Source organism: Cupriavidus sp. GW823-FHT06D04, assembly GCF_058795055.1.
Genome location: NZ_JBXAHL010000004.1, coordinates 39,523 through 59,968, shown reverse-complemented (window position 1 = coordinate 59,968; position 20,446 = coordinate 39,523). Strand labels below are relative to the sequence as shown.

Annotated in this window: 21 protein-coding genes; 18 read left to right on the top strand and 3 right to left on the bottom strand. The window is 66.8% G+C overall.

The genetic code is table 11. The features are described from left to right. Window positions 1–114 precede the first annotated feature (114 nt). The 7 genes from AC1Q7H_RS08260 (at window position 115) to AC1Q7H_RS08230 (ending at window position 5,877) form a co-directional block, all read left to right on the top strand. Window positions 115–1,422: a FliC/FljB family flagellin gene (locus AC1Q7H_RS08260; RefSeq protein WP_211979457.1), complete on the top strand. Its 1,308-nt coding sequence runs from the start codon at window positions 115–117 to the stop codon at window positions 1,420–1,422. A gap of 137 nt (window positions 1,423–1,559) precedes the next feature. After that, window positions 1,560–1,937, top strand: coding sequence for a flagellar protein FlaG (locus tag AC1Q7H_RS08255; RefSeq protein ID WP_211979458.1), 378 nt, complete (start codon window positions 1,560–1,562; stop codon window positions 1,935–1,937). A gap of 34 nt (window positions 1,938–1,971) precedes the next feature. After that, entirely contained in the window at window positions 1,972–3,378 is a 1,407-nt protein-coding gene (gene fliD / locus AC1Q7H_RS08250; protein ID WP_013953947.1) for a flagellar filament capping protein FliD, read from the top strand. A 38-nt stretch (window positions 3,379–3,416) separates the two neighbouring features. After that, complete coding sequence (fliS, locus tag AC1Q7H_RS08245; protein ID WP_492381112.1) at window positions 3,417–3,848, top strand: flagellar export chaperone FliS; 432 nt, start codon at window positions 3,417–3,419, stop codon at window positions 3,846–3,848. A 1-nt stretch (window position 3,849) separates the two neighbouring features. Then, the gene (locus AC1Q7H_RS08240; RefSeq protein WP_013953949.1) at window positions 3,850–4,191 is read left to right on the top strand and encodes a flagellar protein FliT; all 342 of its coding nucleotides are present in this window, start codon (window positions 3,850–3,852) and stop codon (window positions 4,189–4,191) included. Between the two features lie 70 nt (window positions 4,192–4,261). After that, window positions 4,262–5,587 carry a flagellar hook-length control protein FliK gene (gene fliK / locus AC1Q7H_RS08235; RefSeq protein ID WP_492381111.1) on the top strand — a complete coding sequence of 442 codons (1,326 nt, stop codon included), beginning with the start codon at window positions 4,262–4,264 and terminating at the stop codon, window positions 5,585–5,587. Continuing rightward, a complete protein-coding gene (locus tag AC1Q7H_RS08230) occupies window positions 5,584–5,877 on the top strand; it encodes an EscU/YscU/HrcU family type III secretion system export apparatus switch protein (protein ID WP_013953951.1) in 294 nt (97 codons plus the stop codon). The genes fliK and AC1Q7H_RS08230 overlap by 4 nt, the downstream gene beginning before the upstream one ends. Window positions 5,878–5,948: 71 nt before the next feature. Here AC1Q7H_RS08230 and fliE read toward each other — a convergent pair whose 3' ends face one another. Further along, entirely contained in the window at window positions 5,949–6,272 is a 324-nt protein-coding gene (gene fliE / locus AC1Q7H_RS08225; protein ID WP_041688225.1) for a flagellar hook-basal body complex protein FliE, read from the bottom strand. Between the two features lie 406 nt (window positions 6,273–6,678). On the opposite strand from fliE, the gene fliF reads away from it, so the two are divergent. The 9 genes from fliF to AC1Q7H_RS08180 all read left to right on the top strand — a co-directional run bounded on the left by fliF (window position 6,679) and on the right by AC1Q7H_RS08180 (window position 15,461). Further along, window positions 6,679–8,409: a flagellar basal-body MS-ring/collar protein FliF gene (gene fliF / locus AC1Q7H_RS08220; RefSeq protein ID WP_013953953.1), complete on the top strand. Its 1,731-nt coding sequence runs from the start codon at window positions 6,679–6,681 to the stop codon at window positions 8,407–8,409. Then, entirely contained in the window at window positions 8,396–9,406 is a 1,011-nt protein-coding gene (fliG, locus tag AC1Q7H_RS08215; protein WP_013953954.1) for a flagellar motor switch protein FliG, read from the top strand. The genes fliF and fliG overlap by 14 nt, the downstream gene beginning before the upstream one ends. Beyond that, window positions 9,393–10,211 carry a flagellar assembly protein FliH gene (gene fliH, locus AC1Q7H_RS08210; protein ID WP_211979461.1) on the top strand — a complete coding sequence of 273 codons (819 nt, stop codon included), beginning with the start codon at window positions 9,393–9,395 and terminating at the stop codon, window positions 10,209–10,211. Before fliG ends, fliH begins: the two co-directional genes overlap by 14 nt. Then, complete coding sequence (gene fliI / locus AC1Q7H_RS08205) at window positions 10,204–11,679, top strand: flagellar protein export ATPase FliI (RefSeq protein ID WP_211979462.1); 1,476 nt, start codon at window positions 10,204–10,206, stop codon at window positions 11,677–11,679. The genes fliH and fliI overlap by 8 nt, the downstream gene beginning before the upstream one ends. After that, on the top strand, window positions 11,657–12,115 hold the full coding sequence (gene fliJ / locus AC1Q7H_RS08200) for a flagellar export protein FliJ (protein ID WP_013953957.1): 459 nt from the start codon (window positions 11,657–11,659) through the stop codon (window positions 12,113–12,115). The genes fliI and fliJ overlap by 23 nt, the downstream gene beginning before the upstream one ends. Before the next feature lie 26 nt (window positions 12,116–12,141). Next, a complete protein-coding gene (locus tag AC1Q7H_RS08195) occupies window positions 12,142–13,575 on the top strand; it encodes a flagellar hook-length control protein FliK (RefSeq protein ID WP_492381110.1) in 1,434 nt (477 codons plus the stop codon). A 202-nt stretch (window positions 13,576–13,777) separates the two neighbouring features. After that, the gene (locus AC1Q7H_RS08190; protein ID WP_211979464.1) at window positions 13,778–14,194 is read left to right on the top strand and encodes a type II toxin-antitoxin system HicB family antitoxin; all 417 of its coding nucleotides are present in this window, start codon (window positions 13,778–13,780) and stop codon (window positions 14,192–14,194) included. Window positions 14,195–14,225: 31 nt separating this feature from the next. Further along, window positions 14,226–14,888: a DNA oxidative demethylase AlkB gene (alkB, locus tag AC1Q7H_RS08185; RefSeq protein ID WP_211979465.1), complete on the top strand. Its 663-nt coding sequence runs from the start codon at window positions 14,226–14,228 to the stop codon at window positions 14,886–14,888. 84 nt (window positions 14,889–14,972) lie between these two features. Then, complete coding sequence (locus tag AC1Q7H_RS08180; protein WP_211979466.1) at window positions 14,973–15,461, top strand: GFA family protein; 489 nt, start codon at window positions 14,973–14,975, stop codon at window positions 15,459–15,461. A gap of 59 nt (window positions 15,462–15,520) precedes the next feature. Here the strand turns inward: AC1Q7H_RS08180 and cysK are convergent, their stop codons facing one another. Continuing rightward, entirely contained in the window at window positions 15,521–16,438 is a 918-nt protein-coding gene (gene cysK, locus AC1Q7H_RS08175; protein WP_153954100.1) for a cysteine synthase A, read from the bottom strand. A 427-nt stretch (window positions 16,439–16,865) separates the two neighbouring features. Between cysK and AC1Q7H_RS08170 the strand changes: the two genes are divergently transcribed. Next, window positions 16,866–19,025, top strand: coding sequence for a glycosyltransferase (locus AC1Q7H_RS08170; RefSeq protein ID WP_211979467.1), 2,160 nt, complete (start codon window positions 16,866–16,868; stop codon window positions 19,023–19,025). 13 nt (window positions 19,026–19,038) lie between these two features. Beyond that, entirely contained in the window at window positions 19,039–19,752 is a 714-nt protein-coding gene (bcsS, locus tag AC1Q7H_RS08165; RefSeq protein ID WP_211979468.1) for a cellulose biosynthesis protein BcsS, read from the top strand. Between the two features lie 34 nt (window positions 19,753–19,786). Here bcsS and AC1Q7H_RS08160 read toward each other — a convergent pair whose 3' ends face one another. Continuing rightward, the gene (locus tag AC1Q7H_RS08160) at window positions 19,787–20,416 is read right to left on the bottom strand and encodes a DUF938 domain-containing protein (RefSeq protein WP_492381109.1); all 630 of its coding nucleotides are present in this window, start codon (window positions 20,414–20,416) and stop codon (window positions 19,787–19,789) included. Window positions 20,417–20,446 lie beyond the last annotated feature (30 nt).

Here is a 20,446-nt window from a genome sequence, read left to right as displayed (position 1 = left end):
CCCTTGCCCGGTCGATAACCCAAGCAACGGAGGCACTCTACGCCCTGCAAAGCAGGCCGCCAACGTTACGGCACTAGCCGGAATGCCCAAAACTTTGCATATAGGAGTCGTACCATGGCGCAAGTCATTAACACCAATTCGTTGTCTCTGATGACTCAGAACAACATGAACACGTCGCAATCGTCGCTGAACACGGCGATCCAGCGCCTGTCGTCGGGCCTGCGCATCAACAGCGCCAAGGACGACGCCGCCGGCCAGGCCATCGCCAACCGCTTTACCTCGAACATCCGCGGCCTGACGCAAGCCCAGCGCAACGCCAACGACGGCATCTCGCTGGCACAAACGACGGAAGGCGCGCTGACCGAAGTCAACAACAACCTGCAACGTATTCGTGAACTGTCGGTCCAGGCGGCCACGGGTTCGAACTCGTCGTCTGACCTGAAGTCGATTCAGGATGAAATCAACCAGCGCCTGTCTGAAATCGACCGTACGTCGCAACAGACCGACTTCAACGGCGTCAAGGTTCTGGCCGGCAGCAACAAGCTGTCCGTCCAGGTTGGCGCCAACGACGGCGAAACCATCTCCATCGATCTGAAGCAGATCGACAGGACCACGCTGGGCCTGAGCGGCTTCTCGGTGGCCAAGAACTCGCTGGACGTTGGCCCGAAGATCACCACGATCAACGCTGCCGCTGGTACCGGTTCGTTCAACGTGAGCTTCGCTGCAGGCGACGTCACCAAGATCAACGCCGCAACCGGCAAGACCTTCGCCGCAGCGGACCTCGAACTGCACGAAGTCAAGACGGCTGCCGGTGCGAACTCGGGCCAGTTCGTCGTGAAGGCTGGTGACGACTACTTTGCCGCTTCGGTCGACCGTACCACCGGGGCCGTGAAGCTCAACGAAGCCGATGTTGCGTTCGACGACACCGCCAATGGCATCAGCGCCGCCGTCACGCTGCAAGACCAACTGGTGCGCGTTGCCAACGATGCTACAGGCGCTGCCACGGGCTACGTCACCGTGCAGGGCAAGAACTACGTCGCTGCCAATACGCTGGTCGACGGCGGTGCAGCCCCCACGCTCAACGTGGCCGTTGGCACGATCTCCCTGAGCGGCGCCACCCCCACGGCCGAATTCACGGGCGTTCCCACCGGCAACGCGCTGAAGAAGATCGACGCCGCGCTGAAGCAAGTCGACGACCTGCGCAGCTCGCTGGGTGCAGTCCAGAACCGTTTTGACTCCGTCATCTCGAACCTGGGCACCACCGTGACCAACCTGTCCTCGTCGCGCTCGCGCATCCAGGACGCTGACTACGCAACGGAAGTGTCGAACATGACCCGCGCGAACATCCTGCAACAGGCTGGTACGTCGGTCCTGGCGCAAGCCAACCAGACCACCCAAGGCGTGCTGTCGCTGCTGCGTTAATCGCGTCGGCGAAACGCGCAAGAAGGCTGGGCCGCAAGGCCCGGCCTTTTTGCCCGAGGAGCATTTCGCAGGCAGCCCGACTGCCTGCAAAGCGTTTCTCCTGGAACTGAACCCTCCCAACCCGGACGGAGTATTCGATGGCGCCTCCCCCGACAGTGAACCCCTTTACCGTGCGGATGCCAGCCGAAGGCTTAGCCGTTGCCATGCCGTCTGGCGGCGCCACCACCATGGCCAGCCAGGCTACGCAGCGACAGGATCGTGCCGTAACCAGCGACCACACAGAAGCCGCCCAGGGATTGGAAACCAGCGCCGCCATCGGCGAGCTGGTCGACGCGCTCAAGACCACCACCATCGGCCTGCGCTTCGAGATCGACGACGCCACGCACCGCGTCATCACCAAGGTGATCGACAAGGAAACCGGCGACCTGATCCGGCAGATGCCCACCGAAGAGGTGCTGCGCATTGCCCGCGCCATCGACAAGCTGCAGGGGTTGTTCATCAACCACGCGGCCTGAGCCCCTGAATATCAGTTGAAGACGAGACAATAATATGGCAACGATCTCCTCCATCGGCATCGGTTCCAACCTGCAACTGAGCGATCTGCTGGACCAGCTGCAGAAGGCCGAGCAGGCACCGCTTGACGCCATCAATGCGCAGGCCAAGAGCTACCAGACCAAGTTGTCGGCCTACAGTCAGGTGCAAAGCGTGCTGGATGCCTACCAGGGCGCGGCGAAGAAGCTGTCCGATGCTGCCACCTTCGGCGCCGTAAAGGCCAGCGTCGGCAACACGGACGTGATGACCGTCACCACCGCTGCCAACGCCGTGCCTGGCAGCTACAGCATTACTGTCAACACGCTGGCCACCGCGCAGTCGCTGGTGAGCAGCAACGTTGCCGACCAGAAGGCCGCGATCGGCGGCGGCGAGCTCGTGTTCGACTTCGGCGAAGCGCTGGCCACCGGTGGCGCCGCCACTACCACCAAGAAGGTCACCATCCCCGCGGATTCTTCCCTCGAAGGGATGCGCGATGCCATCAACAAGGCCGGCATCGGGGTGACCGCCAGCATCGTCAATGACGGCAGCGCCAGCCCATACCGCCTGGTATTGACGTCGGACAAGACCGGAACGCAAGCCACCATGCGCGTGTCGTCGACCGATGCTGCACTGAACAGCGTGGTTGCGTTCGACCCGGCCGCGGCGCCCGCCGCCAACAAGATGGAACAGAAGGTGCCGCCTGCCAATGCGACGCTGAAGATCAACGGCATCGACGTGGTCAGCCAGAGCAATTCAGTGGTGGACGCAGCGCAGGGCGTGACCATGAACCTTGTCAAGCCAGGCACGACATCGCTGGTGGTGACCCGTGACAACGTCGCAATCAAGGCCGCCGTCCAGGCTTTTGTCACCGCCTACAACAACATTCAGAGTTCCGCCAAGTCGCTGACGGCATTCGATACCAAGGCCGGTACGTCCGCGGCATTGACTGGCGACGGCACGCTGCGCACGATCCAGTCCGGCCTGCGGTCGATGCTGGGCGGCGCCATGGATGACGGCAACGGCGGCACGATCACGCTGATCGACGTCGGCATCAGTTTCGACAAAGACGGCACGATGAAGCTGGACGACACCAAGCTGACCAAGGCGATAAACGACAACCTGGGCCGCGTCACGTCCCTGTTTTCCAGCACCACCGGCGACGGCGGAATCGGCAAGCGCGCCAGCACCTATATCGAGGGCCTGAGCAAGACCGATGGCGCGCTGAAGGTGGCTCAGGATGGCATCACCAAGACGCTGAAGGACCTGGAAGACGACTATGACCGCGTCCAGGACCGCGTTACTGCCACGGTTGCTCGATACAAGGCCCAGTTCACGCAACTGGACCTGGTGGTCGCGCAGATGAACCGCACAAGCAGCTACCTGACGCAGCAGTTCAATGCGCTGAACAACAGCGCCAAAAAGTAACCGTCCCGCCGCATCCCACAGCCTGAAGGAACCCAACCATGTTCGCCCGCGCATCCGCCAATGCCTACGCCCAGGTCGGCGTCCAGACCGGTGCCATGAGCGCCAGTCCGCACAAGCTGATCACCCTGCTGTACGACGGCGCGCGCGCGGCGATTGCGCGGGCGAAGTTCCACCTGGAAGGCGGCAGTATTGCCGAACGCGGCAACGCCATCTCCAAGGCCATCGACATCATCGACAACGGCCTGCGCGCCGTGCTCGACCATGAGGCTGGCGGCGAGATCTCCGCCAACCTCGAATCCCTGTACGAGTACATGGTGCGCCGGCTGATGCTGGCCAACCTGCGCAGCGACGCAGCCCTGCTGGCCGAGGTCGACACGCTGCTCGAAAGCCTGGCTTCGGCCTGGGCGCAGATCGACGACACGGCCGCGGCCGCGGCCGCGGATCAGCAACCCGCCTTGCAGGACAACTGACATGGCTTCCCTTCCCAAGTTTTCCCCGATCGTGGACTGCTACGAGGAAATCCTCGCGCTGTCCGCACGCATGCACGAGGCCGCCCAGGCAGCTGACTGGGACACCGTAGCCAAGCTGCAGCAGGGCTACCTGGCCCAGGTGGATCGCCTGCGCCAGATGGACCACGAGGCACCGTTTTCCGATGCGGAACGCATGCGCCGCTACCAGTTGCTGGACCGCATCCTCACGTACGACGCCCGCATCCGTGACCTGGCCATGCCGCAGCTGAAGAAGCTCGGCGACATGCTGACCAGCTCGCGCCGCCAGTTCGAACTATCCGCCGCCTATGGCGCCACGGCCTGACGCAGCCTGACCGCTGCACTGCTCCCTGCGGCGGGCCGGAAAGCCCGCCGTCTGCATTCAAGCGACCCGTATGACCGGCATCCATCTGCCTCCAGGCCTGGCACCCGGTCAGGCCCCGGACCCACAACCGCTGCGCACCGCGCTTGCCATCGACAAGCTGGCGGCGCTGCAGCCCGTGCCCGAGGCCACCGAGTCGAATGTCCAGAACTCCACTGGCCAGGCGATCCGCCACAGCCAACAGGCCACCGGCCCCAACGCCTTGGCGGGCCAGGCTGCGTTGCTGCCGGGCACTTCGACGCAGGAATCGCTGAGCGCGGCGGCGCGCGCCATCCTTGCGGTGATGGACGGCACTGAGGCCCAGCCGGTTCGCAGCGCCGGCCCGCTGCTGGCCGCCGCGCCCACGCCAGCGTCCGCGCAGGCCGCCGCGGCGGCCTTTGCCAACACGGTCGGGCAGAGCGGCCTGTTCTACGAATCACACCTGGCGCAGTGGGTTGCCGGGGCGCGCGCGTTGTCCGGCATCCGCCAGGAGCAGCAGGCGCAAGTACCGGTGCCGGCCCGAGCGGCTGCCCCAGGTGGCACTGCGCAGGCCGCAGCAACAACGCTGCCGTCTGCGCTGCTGACCTATGCCGGCGGTGCCGCAGCGGCGGAGCCGGCGCGGCCCTCGGCGCCGCCGCTGATTCCGGCCTCGCAGGTGCTGGCTGAAGCGCTGGCTTCGGCCGGCAATCCGCGCGTGGCCCACAGCCATGCGGCCGCGGAACAGGCGCTGCGGCAAGGCACCGCCACCACGGCGGCTTACAGCCGCGAAGCCGCTGCCGAACCCGGGACCCAGCGCCAGTCCGCCGCGGCGCTGGCCAGGCAGGCCTACCAGACTACCGCGGAGGCTGGCGCGCGCACTGTTGCGCCGGACAGCCTCGCCCCGCACGCGGCGCGCGCCGCCGCGGGCCTGCCGGACATCGCCTCGGCGGACGCCGGCCGGCAGGCCGCGGCAGCCGGCCCGGCCATCCATCCGGCTACCGAAGGCGTGGTCCGCCAGCAGCTGGAACTGCTCGCCACGCAGCAGTTCCGCTTTGCCGGCGAAGCCTGGCCCGGCGTGCCGATGGAGTGGGAGTTGCTGCGCCCCGATGCGGATGGCGCGGCGCAGGCCCATGACGACAACGCCCGGCCATGGTCCAGCCGCCTGCGGCTGCAATTGCCGAGCCTCGGCATCGTCGAAGCGGTGCTGACACTGGGACCGGCAGGGCTCGACGCCCGCGTGGCAACGCCCGAGACCGATGTCGCGGCGCGTTTCATCGCGGCACGGCCGCTGCTGCGCAACCAGCTGGAGGCGCAGGGCATCGTGCTGCAGCGCCTGAGCGTGCAGACCCAGGACAACATGACAGAAGGAGAGGCGCGATGAGCGAAGCGGCGCAAGACCGCGGCACGGCGATCGCGCTGTCCTACCAGCACAGCGACAAGGCCCCGCGCGTAGTCGCCAAGGGCTATGGCGTGGTGGCCGAAGCCATCATCGCCCGCGCGCGCGAAGCGGGCGTCTATATCCACGATTCGCCCACCCTGGTGAACTTGCTGATGCAGGTCGACCTGGACAGCCACGTGCCGCCGCAGCTCTATGTGGCCGTGGCAGAACTGCTGGCGTGGATCTACCACCTTGAAGCGGGCATGGACGCAGGCGCTGAAGCGCAGACCTGACCCGGACGACAAGAGCCCCTGACCGCTTGCGCGCGCCAGGGGCTCTTTGCTTTCTGGGCAGGCCGGTAGGCTTACACCGCCATATTCATCATTTCCTGGTATGCCGCCACCAGCCGGTTCCGCACCTGCACCCCGGTCTGGAACGACACATTGGCCTTCTGCAGATCGATCATCACGTCATTGAGGGCCACGCCGGGCTTGCCCAGCTCGAATGCCTCGGCCTGGCCGTAGGCACGCTCCTGCGCGGCGTTGATGCGCCCCAGCGAACGCTGCAGCTCGCCGGCAAAGCCGCCGCCGACCGGCGCGGCGGACTGGCTGGCACTGTTGCCCGAGGCAACCTGGGACATCCCGCGCAGTTGCTGCAGCATGCCCTCGATGGAAGAGATAGTGGTCATTTGGCTCGTCGTATGCCGGTCCACCGGCAGAGTTCGTCTTGTGGCGCGCCCTTGCATCACATAACGGCCTACCGGCAGGTGGGCCTCAGGCGGTTCGCAGCCAGTTTCAGCCCCCGCAGAGTACCCGCCGCCTCCGCTCTCCCATGGGCCGAAATCGGACAAAAAACCGCGTCTGTTCGCCGGATTGTCGCGCTCAAGTCTGGCCGATCATTGCCACCGTGCCGGAAGAGCGCGGGCTGTCGTCCCGTGCTGGCTCCGGAAATCACCAGACAACCATCGATTCGGGAGTACGCGTGTTTTCTCTGCAGCGTAATGTGAGCCGTGCCGTGAGCCGCGCCGACGACCAAGGCGGTCAGCATCGCCCGTGCCGTCGCGAGCATCGCGGCGCCGGATCCGGAGCACGCGCATGACCGCGGCCGTGGCACTGCCCGGGCGCCCGGCAGAAGTGCTCGAGCGCCTGAAGGCCAACCCGAAGCTGCCGCTGATGCTGGGCGGCGCAGCCTTGGCCGCGGCCATCGCGGTGGGCGTGCTGTGGTCGCGCAGCCCGGACTACAAGGTGCTGTACAGCAACCTCTCCGAGCGCGACGGCGGCGCGGTGCTGCAGTCGCTGCAGCAGATGAACGTGCCTTACAAGTTCGCCGAAGGCGGCGGTGCGGTGATGGTGCCGGCCGAGAAGGTGCATGAGACCCGCCTGCGCCTGGCATCGCAGGGCCTGCCCAAGAGCGGCACCGCCGGCATGGAGCTGATGGACAACCAGAAGTTCGGCATCAGCCAGTTTGCCGAGCAGGTCAACTACCAGCGCGGACTAGAAGGCGAGTTGGCGCGTTCGATCGAATCCATCGCCGCGGTGCAGTCCGCCCGCGTGCATCTGGCCATCCCCAAGCCGACGCTGTTCGTGCGCGAGCGCCAGAAGCCGACCGCGTCGATCGTGCTGCAGCTGTACCCGGGCCGCGCCGTCGATGAAGGCCAGGTCGCGGCCATCGGCCACCTGGTGTCGTCCAGCGTGCCGGAGCTGACGCCCAAGTCGATCTCGATCGTCGACCAGCACGGCAACCTGCTGTCGAACACCGGCAACGAGCGCATGCTCGACGCGACCCAGCTCAAGTACGTCCAGGCGCTGGAGCAAAATTACCTGAAGCGCATCGAAGCGATCCTGACGCCGATCGTCGGCAAGGACAACGTGCGCGCGCAGGTGACCGCCGACGTGGACTTTTCCATCGTCGAGCACACCGACGAGAGCTACAAGCCGAATCAGGACCCGACCCGCTCGGCCATCCGCAGCCAGCAGACCAGCGAATCGACCCAGCAGGGTGCCACGCCGCCGGGCGGCGTGCCCGGCGCGCTGTCGAACCAGCCGCCGGCCGCCGCCGCCGCGCCCGTGACCACGCCGCAGACGCCGCGTGCGGGCCAGGCGCCGGGACAGGCCGGTGCTCCGGCTGCCGGGCAGCCCGGACAGCCGGCGCAAGCTGCCCAGCCAGGCCAGGGGGCCCCGGGCGCCAATTCCACGGCTTCCAGCGGCCCCAGCAGCAATCGGCGCGACTCCACCGTCAACTACGAGCTGGACCGCTCCGTGCGCCACGTGCAGCAGGCACCGGGCGGCGTGCGCCGCCTGTCGGTGGCGGTGGTGGTCAACTACCGCCAGCAGGCCGATGCCAAGGGCAAGCTCGTGGCCGAAGCGCTGCCGCCGGCACTGCTGGCGCAGATCGAGAACCTGACCAAGGAAGCGATGGGCTTCTCGGCCGACCGCGGCGACTCCATCAACGTGGTCAACAGCCCGTTCACCGCCGAGCGCGAGAAAGCCGCGCCCGAGGTGCCGCTGTGGAAGCAGCCCGACATGATCGAGCTGGGCAAGACCCTTGCGGGCTACCTGCTGCTGGCAGTGCTGGCGCTGTTCGTGTGGTTCAAGGTGGCGCGCCCGATCCTGCGCCGCTACACCTCGCCGCCGCTGCCGGCGCCGGAAGCCAGGGACGAGACCGAGGCGGTGCTGCTGCCGCCGGACGAGCCCGCCAACCCGGAAATCCTGCGGCTTGCCGCCAAGTATGAAAGCGACCTCGCGCTGGTGCGCGACGCCGCACAGCGCGACCCGCGCCTGGTCGCCAGCGTGATCAAGAACTGGATTGCCAATGACAACCGCTAAGGGCATGTCCGAATCTGGCCTGCAAAAGAGCGCCGTCCTGATGATGGCGATCGGCGAGGATGCCGCGGCCGAGGTGTTCAAGCACCTGTCGCAGCGTGAAGTGCAGGAGCTGGGCTCGGCCATGGCCACGCTCAGCTCGGTCACCCGCGAGGAAATGGCCGAGGTGCTGGGCGAGTTCCGCTCCGAGACCGAGCAGTACCTGGCCCTGAACGTCGATTCCAACGCCTTTATCCGCAGCGTGTTGAACAAGGCGCTGGGCGAGGAACGCGCCCAGTCGGTGATCGAAGACATCCTGGAATCACGCGATCCGGGCGGCGGCATCGATTCGCTGAACTGGATGGACGCCACGGCCATTGCCGAGCTGATCCGTGACGAGCACCCGCAGATCATCGCCACCATCCTGATCCACCTGGACCGCCAGAAGTCTTCCGAAGTGCTGGCGCTGTTCACCGACCGCCTGCGCAATGACGTGATCCTGCGTATCGCCACCTTCGGCGGCGTGCAGCCGGGCGCGCTGCAGGAACTGACCGACGTGCTGACCAAGCTGCTGGCGGGCCAGAGCCTGAAGCGCAGCCGCATGGGCGGCGTGCGCACCGCGGCCGAGATCATCAACCTGATGAGCACCGCGCACGAAGAGGCCGTCATCGACGGCGTGCGCCTGCACGACGGCGACCTGGCGCAGAAGATCATCGACGAGATGTTCCTGTTCGAGAACCTGCTGGAGGTCGACGACCGCGGCATCCAGCGCGTGCTCAAGGAAATCGCCACCGAGTCGCTCATCGTCGCGCTCAAGGGCGCGCCGCAGGAGCTGCGCGACAAGTTCATCCGCAATATGTCCACCCGCGCCGGCGAGATGCTGCGCGAGGACCTGGACGCGCTGGGCCCGGTGCGCGTGTCGCAGGTCGAGGCCGAGCAGAAGGCAATCCTGCAGGTGGTAAGACGCCTGGCGGATGCGGGCGAAGTGCAGATCGGCGGAGGCGACGATGCCTATGTCTGAGGCAAACCCTGAGCGCGGCCAGGCCGCACGCCGCGCGCCGCGCGGCGACCCGCTCTCTTCCCTTGCCGGCAACGGCGCGGCCGCCGATCCTGGCGGCTTTGCGCCGTTCGAGCCCCCGCGCCGCGCGCGTGGCGGCGCAGCCGGCTGGCAGCGCTGGCAGATGGGCTCGCTCGATCCCCGGGATATGGAGCCGCCCGAAGCCCTGGCCGCCATGCCATCCGAGCCCGCACCGCCGCCGATCGACTTCGAGGCGCTCGACGCGATGCGCGAAGGCGCGCGCAAGGAAGGCTATGCCCAGGGCTACACCCAGGGGCAGACCCAGGGCTACGGCGACGGCCACCGCGAAGGCTACGCCCGCGGCCTGGAAGCCGCACGCAACGAGGCCACGCAGCTGCAGGCGCTGGCCACCAACTTTCGCAGCGCGCTCGGCGGCGTGGACGACCAGGTCGCGCTCGCGCTGGTGTCGCTGGCGCTGGACGTGGCGCGCCAGCTGGTGCGCACCGCCCTGGCAAACGACCCCGCAGTGCTGCTGCCGGCCGTACGCGAGCTGCTGACAAGCGAACCAGCGCTGTGCGGATCGCCCAGCCTGCTGCTGCATCCCGACGACGTGGCGCTGGTGGAAACCCACCTGCATGGCGAACTGGCGGCCGCCGGCTGGACCGTGCGCGCCGATCCGTCGGTGGCGCGCGGCGGCTGCATCGCCAGTGCCGCCAGCGGCGAGCGCGATGCCACGCTGCCTACGCGCTGGACCCGCGTGGTCAAGGCGCTGGGCCGCGACGATCCGTGGGAGCCGCCACATGCCTGATGCCGCCGAGCAAGCCACGCCCGCGCCGGATTCCGCGCTGGCTCATGCGCAACGCTGGATCGGCGCGCTGGACAGCGCCACGGCCGGCATCGCCGGGCTCGACAGCAAGCGCAGCTGCGGCCGTCTGACGCGCGCCGCGGGCCTGGTGCTGGAAGCCGTGGGCCTGCGCCTGCCGGTGGGCAGCGACTGCCTGATCGAGCTGCCCGCCGGGCAGTTCACCACCGACAGCAATGCCCCGCGCACCGCGGAAGCGGAAGTGGTGGGCTTTGGCGCCGACCGGCTCTACCTGATGCCGCAATCGGATGTGGTGGGCTTGCTGCCGGGCGCGCGCGTCTATCCGCTGGAACCATCGCCGCAGCCGGCCGGCATCACCGCGCCGCGCGAGCCGGGCTCCAAGCGCCTGCCGGTTGGCGCCGGCCTGCTGGGCCGCGTGCTGGATGCCGCGGGCCGTCCGCTCGACGGGCTGGGCCCGATCACCGCCGCCATGGAGGTGCCGCTGGCCGGCGAGCAGATCAACCCGCTGATGCGCGCGCCGATCGAGACTGTGCTCGATACCGGCGTGCGCGCCATCAACGGCATGCTGACCGTCGGACGCGGCCAGCGCATGGGGCTGTTCGCGGGCTCGGGCGTGGGCAAGAGCGTGCTGCTCGGCATGATGGCGCGCTATACCAGCGCCGACGTGATCGTGGTCGGCCTGATCGGCGAACGCGGCCGCGAAGTGAAGGAGTTCATCGAGAACATACTTGGCCCCGACGGCCGCGCACGTTCGGTGGTGGTGGCCGCGCCGGCCGATACCTCGCCGCTGCTGCGCATGCAGGGCGCCGCCTATGCGACGCGGCTGGCCGAGTATTTCCGCGACCAGGGCCAGCACGTGCTGCTGATCATGGACTCGCTGACGCGCTACGCCATGGCGCAGCGCGAGATCGCGCTGGCCATCGGCGAGCCGCCGGCCACCAAGGGCTACCCGCCCTCGGTCTTTGCCAAGCTGCCGACGCTGGTCGAGCGCACCGGCAATGGCCCCGAGGGCGGCGGCTCGATCACCGCGTTCTACACGGTGCTGACCGAAGGCGACGACCAGCAGGACCCGATCGCCGATTCCGCGCGCGCCATCTTGGACGGCCATATCGTGCTGTCGCGCAGCCTGGCCGAATCCGGCCACTACCCGGCCATCGACGTGGAAGCATCGATCAGCCGCGCCATGACCGCGCTGATCCCGGCCGCCCAGTTCGGCTCGGTGCGCCGCTTCAAGCAGCTGATGTCGCGCTACCAGCGCAACCGCGACCTGATCAGCGTGGGTGCCTACGTGCCGGGCAACGACCCGGAGCTGGACCTGGCGATGCGCCTGCACCCGCGCATGGAAGCTTTCCTGCAGCAAGACATCCACGAGCGCGCCGGCTACGACGACGCCATCGCCCAGCTTCACAGCCTCTTCGACAGGAGTGAACATGCCCAGGCATTCACCGCTTAATACGCTGGCTGACCTCGCCCAGAACGATACCGACGCCGCCGCGCGCGAGCTGGGCAGGCTGCAGGGACTGCGCACGCAGGCTGAGCAGCAGCTCAACCAGCTCACCGAGTACCGCCATGAGTACCGCGCGCGCATGCAGGTGGTGGCCGCCGAAGGCATGACCTCGAGCCGCTGGCAGGATTTCTCGCGCTTTCTCGATTCGCTCGACCATGCCATCCGCCAGCAGGGCGCGGCGCTGGCCAAGGCCGAGGCCGACCTGCTGGCAGGGCGCAACCACTGGCAGCACCAGAAGCGCCGCCTGAACTCGTTCGACACGCTGATCGCGCGCGCCGAAGCGAAGGAAGACCAGGTTGCCGCGCGCCGCGAGCAGCGCGCCAACGACGAATACGCAGCCCGCCTGGTCCGCACCACGGCCAGCCGCCTCAGCGAAGCCTGACCCGGGCCACACCCGTAGCCAACCCCATGATCGATATCAGCCAGATTGTCAGCAGCGCCGCCAATGCGGTCGAGAGCGCCAGGCGCGCCACCGCCGACGCAACCGCAAGCGGATTCGGCGACGCGCTGTCGCGCGCTCGCGAAAGCAGCAAGGCCCCCGCGCCGCCGGCCAGGGAAACCACCGCGCGCGACCAGCCCGCATCGCGCCAGCCCGCGGCGCAGGCCGATGCCGGCAAGCCCCAGCCAGTCGCCGCGGCCGGCAAGAAGCCCACGGCCGGCCACAAGGATGAAGACCAGGACCAGGACGACACCACGGCAGCCACGCCGACGGACGCCGCAGCCGCTGCCGCAGCGGCCCTGGCACTGATGCTGCCTGCCGCCGCCCCGACCAGCCCTGCTGCCGCACCGTGCGCGCCAGGTTCCGCCCTCGCGGGCGTTGCCGACACCGGCGGCGGCGCCGCACTGCAGGCGGCGCTGGCAAATGCCACGCAGCCGGCCACGGCAGATGTCCAGGCCGATGCCATGCCGGCGGCCGCCACGCCGCAGCCGGACACGCTGCAGGTCGTCACCACCGAAGCCCGGCCCGCACAGCCTTCGATAGCCGACACGCTGGCCACCATCGCATCCCAGCGCGCCGCGATGCAGGCCGGCACCAGCGCAGGCACCGACGGCAAGGCCGGCACGGCCCAGGCCATCCCGGGCGACGTACTGGCCGTCCAGCAGCAGGACACCACCGGCCAGTCTGCCGGCGGATCGGGCAATCGCCCCGACAGCGGCATCGCCCAGCACCGCGCCGATCCGCTCGCCGCCAACCCCGGCACGGCGGATACCAGACCCGTGGCAACACCGTTCGCCGTCGCACAGGCTGCCGCCCGCACCGGCGAGGCTACCGCCGCCAGCCCCGACAACACGCAAGCCGCGGCCGCCGCCTTGGCCGGCCAGGCCACCCCGTCGGCTACTGCAGCCGCTGCAGCCGCTGCAGCCGCCTCCGCCCGTCCCGTGGTCACCCCGCCGCTGTATGACAGCCAGTGGCCGCAGGCCCTTGGCCAGCAGATGATCCGCATGAGCACGCAAGGCCAGCAAAGCGCCGAACTGCAGCTGAACCCGCCCGACCTCGGGCCGCTCAAGGTCGTGCTCAACGTGGTCAACGAGCAGGCCCAGGCCCAGTTCGTCTCGCCCCACCAGGCCGTGCGCGCCGCGGTGGAAGCGGCGCTGCCGCACCTGCGCACCGCGCTGTCGGAAAGCGGCATCCAGCTTGGACAGACTTCGGTGGGCGCAGACGGCTTTGCCAGCCAGGCGGGCAATGGCAACGGGCAGCAACAGCAGGCACCGGAGAATGGGCGCGGGCAAACCAGCTTTGGTGCCGGCACGCTGGCGGCTGTTGAGCCGGCGGCGGTGGCCAGTACGACGGCCCGTCCCGCACGCGTGCTTGGGCGTGGCGAGATCGATACGTTTGCCTGAGTTCGCGCTACGCAGCGCGTGGTGATTGCGCCAAGGAAGAATGCAAGGCCGCCCGACGGGCGGCCTTTGTCATGTCAGCGGCGGCCGGTTCATGTATTTCGCTCACAATCCTGCAACCAGATTTAACGGATTGCTGCTAGAATCAGTAAACATTTTTGCTTACCATACACCCGGCATCCGTTGTCGCAGGAGGAGTCCCAATATGCTGCGTTTCCCTGCCAACATCGTCCCGGACGACGGTGGCTTTGCTGTGTCGTTTCCCGATATCCCCGAAGCCCTGACCAGCGGCGACACCATCGAGCAGGCCCGCGAGATGGCCGCCGATGCGCTCGCTACGGCCATGGAGTTCTATTTCGAAGATGGCCGCCCGGTGCCGCTGCCGTCGAAGGCAAGACGCGGCCAGCATCTGGTAGAACTGCCGGCCAGCGTGTCGGCGAAGGTGCTCCTGCTTAACGAGATGATCGCGCAGGGCGTGACGCAGGCGGAACTGGCGCGCCGGCTGCATACGCGCAAGCAGGAGGTGCAGCGTATCGTCGACCTGGACCATGCGACCAAGATCGATACGATCGAGGCTGCATTCCTGGCCTTGGGGAAGCGGCTGGAACTGACGGTCGCCTGACCGCGCCAAGGCGTCCGCAATCCTCCATCTCATGACTTTCGACCTGTTCGACGACCTGCCACCGAGCGGCTCCGGCAGCCCCGCCATCGAACCCCTCGCCGACGGCGCCGTAGTCCTGCGCGGCCTGGCCCGTGCGGATGCCGAAGTGCTGCTGGCCGACGTCCAGGCCGTCATCGCGCTTGCCCCCTGGCGGCACATGATCACCCCCGGCGGGCTGAGAATGTCGGTGGCGATGGTCAACTGCGGCACGGTCGGCTGGGTCTCCGATGCGCGCGGCTATCGCTATGACCCCGTCGATCCGCTGAACGGAAAGCCGTGGCCGGAGATGCCGGCGAGTTTCCGGCAACTGGCCACCACCGCGGCGGCGCAAGCGGGCATTGCCGGTTTCGAGCCGGATGCCTGTCTTATCAATCGCTATGAGCCGGGCACCCGGCTCTCGCTGCACCAGGACCGCGACGAGCGCGATTTCAGCGCGCCCATCGTCTCGGTCTCGCTGGGGCTGCCCGCGGTGTTCCTGTTCGGCGGCATGCGCCGCGCGGACCGTCCGCAGCGGGTGCGGCTGGCGCATGGCGACGTGGTGGTGTGGGGCGGGCCGTCGCGGCTGGCCTTCCACGGCGTGGCGCCACTGGCCGATGGCGACCATCCGCTGCTGGGGCGGCTGCGCATCAATCTGACATTCCGCAAGGCGCTCTAGCCATCACCGCCGCCTTGGCACTTTGCCGGGGGTTTTCTACAGTCAATGGACTGTCCTGAACGCCACCGTGCAAAGGCCCACACCATGCATCTAGACGGCTCCTGCCATTGCGGCGCCATCCGTTTCTCGCTCGAATCCGACTCGCCCTACCCGTATATGCACTGCCATTGCTCAATCTGCCGCAAGACGGCGGGGAGTGGCGGCTACGCGATCAACCTGGGCGGCGATGCGGCCACGCTGCGCGTGCGCGGGCGCAAGCACCTTGGCATCTATCACGCCGTGCTGCGCGAGCCCGGCAAGCGCGCGCGGCGCTCGCCGGCGCAGCGGCATTTCTGCGTGAAGTGCGGCAGCGCGCTGTGGCTTTGGGACCCGCGCTGGCCAGAGCTGGTGCATCCGCATGCATCGGCCATCGACACAGCGCTGCCGCGCCCGCCGGAGGTGGTGGAGGCTGCGCTGGATTCTGTCGCGCCCTGGGTCGACGTGCCCAAGGGCAAAGGCCATGTGCACTGCGACACCTGGCCGAAGGAATCGCTGGCGGACTGGCACAAGCGGCACGGCCTGTCGTCGCGCTGAGCGGCTGCCCAAAGCGTTCTGAGCGCCCGGGCCGCACGGGCCAGGGCGCTCATGCCTGCTTATGCGGGCAGGAACCCTTCGACGGTCAGGTAGCGCTCGCCGGTATCGTAGTTGAAGCCCAGCACGCGCGCGTTGGCCGGCAGTTCGCGCAGCTTCTGTGCGATCGCGGCCAGCGTGGCGCCGGACGAGATGCCGACCAGGATGCCTTCCTCGCGCGCGCAGCGGCGTGCCATCTCGCGCGCGGGCTCGGCATCGACCTGGATCACACCGTCCAGCAACGACGTATCGAGATTCTTCGGGATAAAGCCCGCGCCGATGCCCTGGATCGGGTGCGGCGCCGGCGCGCCGCCGGAGATCACCGGCGAGGCCACCGGCTCGACGCCGAACACCTTGAGCTGCGGCCACTTGTCCTTGAGCACGCGGGCACAGCCCGTCAGGTGACCGCCGGTGCCAACGCCGGTGATCAGTACATCCAGCCCCTCGGGGAAATCGTTCAGGATTTCCTGCGCGGTGGTGCGCACGTGCACGTCGACATTGGCCGGATTCTCGAACTGCTGCGGCATCCACGCGCCCGGCGTGGCGGCGACCAGTTCCTCGGCGCGCGCGATCGAGCCCTTCATGCCCTTCTCGCGCGGGGTCAGGTCAAAGGTGGCGCCATAAGCCAGCATCAGGCGGCGGCGCTCCACCGACATGCTGTCCGGCATCACCAGCACCAGCTTGTAGCCCTTGACCGCGGCCACCATGGCCAGGCCGATACCGGTATTGCCCGAGGTCGGCTCGATGATGGTGCCGCCCGGCTTGAGCACGCCACGGCGTTCGGCGTCTTCCACCATCGACAGCGCGATGCGGTCCTTGATCGAGGCGCCGGGGTTGCTGCGCTCCGACTTGATCCAGACCTCGTGGCCGTTGCCGAACAGCCGGTTGATGCGGATATGCGGGGTATTGCCGATCGTCTGCAGGATGTTCTGGACCTTCATCTTGTTCTCCGTGGCGGGCGCGATGCCGCAGGCCTGTAAGGCACTGGCATCGCAGGATCGAATGACGGGACGATTCTAGAGCAAAGCGCCACGCAGGCGGAACGCTTCATGCCAGGATCGTATCGTCTGCAATGCCCTCCTTAACCATTGACCGTATGCCCTGCGCAGGCCACCGCTCTATCGCGCAGGCGCTCGGCGATCAACTCACGCAACCGTGGAATCTGCGCGTAGATTTTGGTCACTAGCCAGCTCGTCCCCGCCCCTGCCTTAAATGATCTTCATATCAGAAATAAACAACAACCGTCTGATGCGACATGAAGTCGTCAAAGAGCTCCCGCCTATGGCACCATGCGGACTAGTCGTATGACTATGCCGATATAGGTCTCCGCTTGTAGCTCGACGGGCAAGGCGCCCATTGGAAGCCAACATGAAGACTGAGCAGCCCAAACGCTATATCGCCTTGCTAGTGGCCGTCTACGTGTCTTGCGGATTCGCGTATCTCGCCTGGCGCGTAGGAACCGTCAACATGGACGCGCCGTGGCTGTCTCTGCCGTTGTATGCCGCTGAAGTCTACGGTTATCTGAGCGGACTTCTGTTCGTGCTGATGACCTTTCGGCTCAGCGTGCGGGAGGTAGTACCGCCGCCAGCGGGACTGAAGGTCGATGTATTCGTGCCCACTTACAACGAGTCCGTGGACCTGCTGCGCCGTACGCTGCTGGCGGCCACGCGGATGGAGTACCCGCATGTTACCTGGCTACTCGATGACGGCCGGCGGCCAGACATGCGCAAGCTGGCCGAGGATCTGGGCTGCCGCTACCTCACCCGCGATAACAACTCCCACGCCAAGGCCGGCAACCTGAACCACGCGCTGCAGTTCTGCGAAGGCGAATTCATTGCGATCTTCGACGCCGACCATGCTCCTCGCAAGGATTTCCTGGTGAATACACTGGGATTCTTCCACGATGCAGACGTTGCGTTCGTGCAGACACCGCAGGACTTCTTCAATATCGACTCGTTCAACCACCGCATCGGCAAGAAGCGGGTCTGGGATGAGCAGGCGCTCTTCTTCAAAGTCATACAGCGCGGCAAGGACGCACTGAATGCGGCCTTCTTCTGCGGCAGTTGTGCGGTGATCCGACGTTCCGCGGTGGAGAGAATCGGCGGCTTCGCCACCGAGACCGTTACGGAGGATGTCCATACGGCCGTCAAGCTGCACAAGCTGGGATTCAAGTCTGTGTACTACGCCGAATCACTCGCCTTTGGCCTGGCGCCGCACAGCATTGACACCTACCTGAAGCAGCGCATGCGTTGGGGAATGGGAGCGATGCAGGTGTTCCGGCGCGAAAGAATTCTTTTCAGCCGAGGCCTGACGCTGGGCCAGCGACTCAATTATTTCGCGTCGGCACTTTACTTCTTCGAAGGTTGGCAGAAGCTTGTTTTCTTTCTGACACCGCCGGCAGTATTTCTCTCGGGCGACCTACCCATCGTCGCATCGCTCAACACCTTCCTGCTGCTGTTCTGCCTGTACTACCTGCTGTCGATGTTGGTTCACCTTGAGCTGGGACGCGGCTACAACTCGCTGCTTCTCAGCGAGCAGTACGCCATGACTCGATTCTTTGCCTTCATGTCAACGAGCGTTGGACTGTTTCGTCGCAACATCCCGTTTGCCGTGACCGACAAGCAGCTTTCCGATACTGGCAGGATGTGGCTCTGGATGTCGCCGGTGCTAGTGCTGGCGGGGATTACGGCAATCAGCGTGCCGACAGGCCTGTACCGGATGCATACAGGGAGCATTCCGGTCGGTGCAGGCGTCGTCACGCTCATATGGACCTGCGCGACCCTTCTCACGGCAGCAATGGTGATCGTGTACGCTCACCGCCATGCAAGCAACCGCCGCACCGAGTACCGCTTCCCGCTGCGGCTGCCGATCACGCTGACCCTTGATGGCACGTCATACCTTGGCTTGACATCGGACCTTTCCCCCAACGGCGCGCTTTACATCGGGGAGCCAATTCCAACGTTATCCCGCGGCGACACGGTAAACATAGCCATCCACCTGCCCAATCTGATCGTATGCGATGCGGCCGCCGCAACGTTCGTCAACCGATCTGCGGCGTGGGCGGAAAAGGCCGCGGCGGGCGTCGCCGGGGAGGCCACAGTGGGACTGCGCTTCAACTGGGATGCGCAGGGCAACACCGGCGCACTCGAGACGTTCCTGTACGGCAGTCGGCTGCAGCTTGAAATGGGCAACCTTTCCGAAACCGAGACCCCGCCTCTTACTCGCCTGGCTGAATTGCTGAGCCGCGACGGGGGCGCGCCACTGCTGACGCAGAACTGGGCGCCGGGACTGCTGATGCAGCCGCTGCGCGCCGGTGTGTTGCCGGTGGTCATTGCCACGATCGAGGGCGCGGCGCCGCTGCTGTTCAGCAGTATCGAACTCGATCTGGACACTGGTGCCACGTTGCGTCGCACAGCGAAAGGCATGGCCACGGAACATGCGGTCAGGCTGACGCCCACGGGCAGGCTAGCGACGCCAACCGGCGATTTCCACCTTTACAACATTACGCCGCACGCGACGACGGTATGAAAGAAAAGGCCGCATGACGCAGGACACGCGCAAGAATATTCGGGCCGACCGTGCGCTCGCCATCGTAACCCTCTGTGGCGCGGCCATCGTCCCGTTGCCGGCTATGGCGGGCACGTTGTTCGGCGGGGCAAGCTTCGCCGGTGGAGGTGAGCGTAGCGAATACGCTGGTGTCACCGGCAATTGGCTGCCGGTGCCCTTCCTCACCCAGAAGCTCGTCGTCAGCGACTACCACTACAAGTACGGCTCGAACGGCACGACGGTGTCAGTGAACGGACAGTCGGCCGAGGCGGCGCTTGGCGTACAGAAGGGCTGGAAGACCGGCTGGGTTGAAGCCACGGCCGGCGCGCGCTATCGCTACAATCGCGTGTCGCCAGAAGGCGCCGATAACCGTGCCGACGGCGGCGAATGGGGCCTGGCATTGACAGTCCTCGGCCAGCAGGAGTTCGCGCAACACTGGGCCGTCAACGGGATCGCGAGCTACAACATCGGGCCCAAGGCGTATTGGGCGCGCGGCCGGATTCTCTACAAGATTTTCGGCGATGCGTGGGCCGGCGCGGAGGTCATCAAGCATGGCGATCCGTTTTACCACTCCACGCAGGGCGGTCTGGTGCTGACCGGCATCTCGCTCGGCCAGACCGTGAAGCTTGGCTTCTATGGTGGTGTCAAGAAGACCGGTGGGCAGCCGCGCGCATTCTATGGCGGGCTGGAAATCAGCAAGGCGTTCTGATGGCGCTTGTGCCGCACCCAAGAAAATACGCTAACTATTTGATTCCATTGACATGGAACGTTAGGCTGAAGTTGTTGGCCGGCATTGGCACCGGCTCGTCGCAGCGCATGCCCTGCGCCTCGCCCAGCGCGATCACGGCTTCCATGTCGCGCACGCCCCAGTCGGGGTCGGTGGCGCGCAATTGCGCGTCGAAGGCCGCGTTGCTCGGCGCCGTATGCGCGCCGCCGCGGCGATAGGGGCCGTACAGGAACAGCACGCCGCCAGGGCCCAGCAGCTTGCCGGCGCCCTCGAACAGCGCCTCGGCCGCGGCCCATGGGGCAATATGGATCATGTTGATGCACACCACCCCATCCGCGGCATCGATGCCCCATGGCTGGCGGCAGACATCCAGCGCCAGCGGCGCGCGCACATTGGCCAGGCCCGCATGCGCGGTCCAGGCTGCGATCGACGCGCGCGCGGCGGCTTCCGGATCGCTTGGCTGCCAGGTCAGTCCCGGCAGCGCTGCGGCAAAGTGCACGGCATGCTGGCCGGTGCCGCTGGCAATTTCCAGTACCGTGCCGCTGGCGGGCAGCACGTTGCGCAACACCGCAAGGATAGGCTCGCGGTTGCGCTCGGTGGCGGGCGCCATGCGGCGTGCGTCGGGGTCTTGGGTCGAGCCGGTCATGATGGCATGCTCAGCGGGGGAAAGCGCCTA